Raw genomic sequence first — 2,565 nt, forward strand, 5'->3', positions numbered from 1 at the left:
TTCTTCGATCATCTCGCTTCCCCAGCACCAGGTGCTGGATTCAGCGTGTCCAAGAACCGGGGTCAGGCCCCGTCGGTCCGCCTGCCAGCCACTCGTCGGCGTCTTGCTGGGTGCAGGTCGCGGCGGTGCGGTGGTGTGTCTGGTGCAGCCAGGTCAGGAACTTGACTGTCTCGGTGATCTCTTGCTTCGCTGAGTGCACCGGGCCGCGCGTGTTGGCGCCTGCTTCGGATTTGGCGCGGATGTTGCGTAGGTGGTGCCAGGTCGCGAAGTGCTGGACGGGCTGACGGACCTCGGCGGGGAGCCCTTCTAACTTGACGGCGATCCACTCCTCGAATCGGTGCAGGTAGGCATCGCGGTAGGGGAGTAGGCCGTGATGTTGCAGGAGTGCTCGGATGTGTTCGGTCGGCTTGCCGGGAACGGCGTCGAGGCCTTCGTGGGAGATCGGGATCGTGCCGTCGCCAAGGCCACGCAGGAGCGTCTGGACCTTGGGGGATCGCTTCCAGACGAGGATCGACTCGGGTCGCTCGGATGCGCATAGCGCGTCGACCAGACCGCGCAGAGCGGGGTGTTCCGGCTCGCCGCCGAGGACCTGGTGGAGGTCGGCGCGAAGCGCACATCGGGCGCAGAGCCGCCCTCGGTGATGCCCGGCTTCGGTGTCGCAGCTGTCGCAATGGAAGTCGTGGGGGATCTCCGCGCAGGTCGCGCAGATCGGACCGCCGCCGGCGCTTGCGGGTCCTGGTAGCAGGCGGTCTTGGAGGCACTCCGGGCAGACGCCTCGGGTGTGGACGGCGTTGTAGTAGCAGATGTTGCAGAGCCGGCCCTCCGGCCATGTGACGGCGACCCGCGGGATCTTGCGGCCGCAGCGTGCGCACGGGTTCCCGGTCGTCGAGGTGATGCGTGGACGACCCTGGATGGTGGAGCGGGGGGACAGGCCTGCTGGTCCTCGACTCGCCACGGCAGCCATCCCTACTCGTCGAGAATGTTCGCGCGCCGGGGTCGAACTGATCGGTCGAGGCTGACGACGTTGGAGCCGGGCTCGGTCGCGGTCTTCCGGCGCCGGACGTCCGCGGCGGTTGTCGTGACCAGATCGGCTGGTGTGCACTCGAAGATGTCGCAGAGTGCGGCGATAACTTGGAGCGAGACGCGCTCCGGCCGCTGATTGACGAGGCGGTAGACCTGCGGTCGGGAGAGCGTGATGTCCCGTTCGCCGAGCAGCGGGATGAGATCGGTCGTGTTGTGCAGACCTCTGGCCGCCATCAGCTCGGCCAGGCGCCACTGGTAGTCGACCTTGCGTTTCATGGTGTTCCATCCTTCGTGGTGCGGGCCAGGGCCTCGTTGACGGTCCTGTCGAGAGCGCTGCGGAGCGTGCTGCGCCGGAACTCGTCGCCGACGAACTGGTAGATGCCGGTCGTCGAGGCGTACTCGTGCCCCATCTGGTCCTGGACGAACCGTGGGTCCCAGCCAGCCTCCAACAGATGCGTAGCGTAGGAGCGTCGGAACGAGTGCAGATCGAGCCCGTCCGAAAGTCCGAGCTCGTCGCAGTAGCGGCGTAGCCGGCGCAGCAGCGCCGGTTCTCCGACCAGGCCGCCGCGTTCGCTGGGGAACAGGTCGAGTGTGTCGGGCTCACCGCGACCGTTGGCGAGCCAGTCCTCGAGGATCGGAGGCGTCCATCGCCAGACGGTGAGCACGCTGCGGGGTTTGTAGGGCGAGGAGCGCTTTGACTTGCCGTAGCGGACCTTGCAGACGCCGAACCGGCCGAACTCGCGCGCATGCGGGTTGCGGGCGAAGTCGACGAGCTGCAGGTGTCGCAACTCGTTGAAGCGGAGGCCGTAGGCGTAGGCGATCTTCATCATGACCGCATCGCGATAGGCCGCCTGCCAGCCCTTGCGTCCCGACCGCCCCATGCGTTCGACCTCATCGTCGGCGTAGACGAAGAGTCGATCGAGCTCGGACCGCGTGTAGGGACGCTTCGTGGGTCCGCCGTCGTACTCCTGGACGTGCGGTGCGGAGTTCCAGTCGAAGAAGACCTGCGCCGGGTGGGTGCCGAAGTACTGCTCGCAGACCCGGTCCCATCCGTAGTCGGGGTTGCTGACGTAGCTCGTGAACGCCCGAAGCGCAGAGTGGTAGCTGCGCAGCGTGGAGCGAGAGACGTGTCGGACGGTGCGCAGGTCGGCCGAGAACTCCTCGACCATCGCCGGCGTCCAGTTCCACGGATCCTCGTTCATGTGCTCAACGAACCGGCGCACACAGCGCAGCCGCTGCTCGATCGTCGCGAACTGCAGGTTCCTGGAGAGCTGCTGGTTGCGCCAGCCGTCCAGCATGAGCTGGAGCACCTGCTCCTCGGGCCGAAGGACCGGCAGCGAGGGCACCACCGAGACCCGACCCACACCGTCGACGTGCATCCGACACCTCGTTCCGCGGTTGCATCCAATGAGTCAATGATGCATCCGATGAGACGCCAAGGGTATACGTGCTGGTCAACGGCGTGTCTGCGGGCTCTGTTGCAAAGATTGGCGGCAGTCAGAGGTAGGCTGTCGCTCTGCGCCGATCAGGCGGCTGCTGCGA

The 2,565-nt window shown here is 66.5% G+C and carries 3 protein-coding genes; all 3 read right to left on the bottom strand.

Annotated features, from left to right (window positions below; all coding sequences use genetic code 11):
- Nucleotides 1-40 precede the first annotated feature (40 nt).
- Genes IGS67_RS13540 through IGS67_RS13550 form a run of 3 tightly spaced genes read right to left on the bottom strand, consistent with a single transcriptional unit; the run spans nt 41 to nt 2,402 of the window.
- A complete protein-coding gene (locus IGS67_RS13540; RefSeq protein WP_192282228.1) occupies nt 41-964 on the bottom strand; it encodes a hypothetical protein in 924 nt (307 codons plus the stop codon).
- A gap of 2 nt (nt 965-966) precedes the next feature.
- Nucleotides 967-1,299 carry a helix-turn-helix domain-containing protein gene (locus IGS67_RS13545; protein ID WP_064846257.1) on the bottom strand — a complete coding sequence of 111 codons (333 nt, stop codon included), beginning with the start codon at nt 1,297-1,299 and terminating at the stop codon, nt 967-969.
- Nucleotides 1,296-2,402, bottom strand: coding sequence for a tyrosine-type recombinase/integrase (locus IGS67_RS13550; RefSeq protein ID WP_064846256.1), 1,107 nt, complete (start codon nt 2,400-2,402; stop codon nt 1,296-1,298). Before IGS67_RS13550 ends, IGS67_RS13545 begins: the two co-directional genes overlap by 4 nt.
- Nucleotides 2,403-2,565: the final 163 nt, after the last annotated feature.

This window comes from Flavimobilis rhizosphaerae, from assembly GCF_014852685.1.
Taxonomy (GTDB): Bacteria; Actinomycetota; Actinomycetes; order Actinomycetales; family Cellulomonadaceae; genus Flavimobilis; species Flavimobilis rhizosphaerae.